The sequence below is a fragment of the Francisella philomiragia subsp. philomiragia ATCC 25015 genome (genome assembly GCF_000156715.1).
GTDB lineage: Bacteria > Pseudomonadota > Gammaproteobacteria > Francisellales > Francisellaceae > Francisella > Francisella philomiragia.
The window spans coordinates 1-685 of the sequence record NZ_DS999320.1 but is presented as its reverse complement, the minus strand read 5'-3'; the positions used below and the strand labels follow the sequence as shown (position 1 = coordinate 685).

The window sequence follows — 685 nt, the reverse complement described above, 5'->3', positions numbered from 1 at the left end:
GTATTGATCTAGAATATAGGCTTTCTCATTATCCAAAAGCTTACCTATAGGTATTATTTCTTCTTTAACGTATGAACCATTTATAAAAAAATTAGTACTACAAATAGTTGTTTCAGAAGGACCATACCCATTTAATATTTTAATACCTTTATTTATTATATTTTTAGTATCAATAGAATAAATTTTATCTACTCCCGTAAAAATAATACTAAGTCCATTAATGTTATTCTTCACTAGGTATGTAGAAAGTTCTTTTATATAAAATGGTGGAATATAAGCAAATTCTATTTTATTAACATCTAAATATTTAAAATAAGATAAATGGCTAAGTCTATAATTATCATTTAGAATATGTAGCTGTTTACCAAAACACAAACTACTAAATATTTCATATACAGAAACATCAAAAGTATAGTTAGTCCATAGAGATCCTCTTTGAGTCGCGTTGATAAAATATTTAGCATAAAGTATTTGTACAGTTGACTTATGCTCAACCATAACTCCTTTAGGTAGCCCTGTAGTTCCTGACGTATAGATCACATACACAAGATCATTTGCTTGACTATATTGTGAAAGATTGTCTATATCCTCTGACAAGTATTCTTGTGTATCTGTTGTTATAATGCCAAAATCTTTGTTTTGTCTGGATTCTATGCTCAAGCCATAGAATGACAGTTTATCTTTC

1 protein-coding gene is annotated in these 685 nt (G+C 27.9%); it reads right to left on the bottom strand.

Going from position 1 to position 685, the window contains the following annotated elements; translation table 11 throughout:
• Positions 1-685: AMP-binding protein (locus FTPG_RS09490; RefSeq protein ID WP_035722786.1), on the bottom strand; the 685-nt coding region annotated here is incomplete at both ends.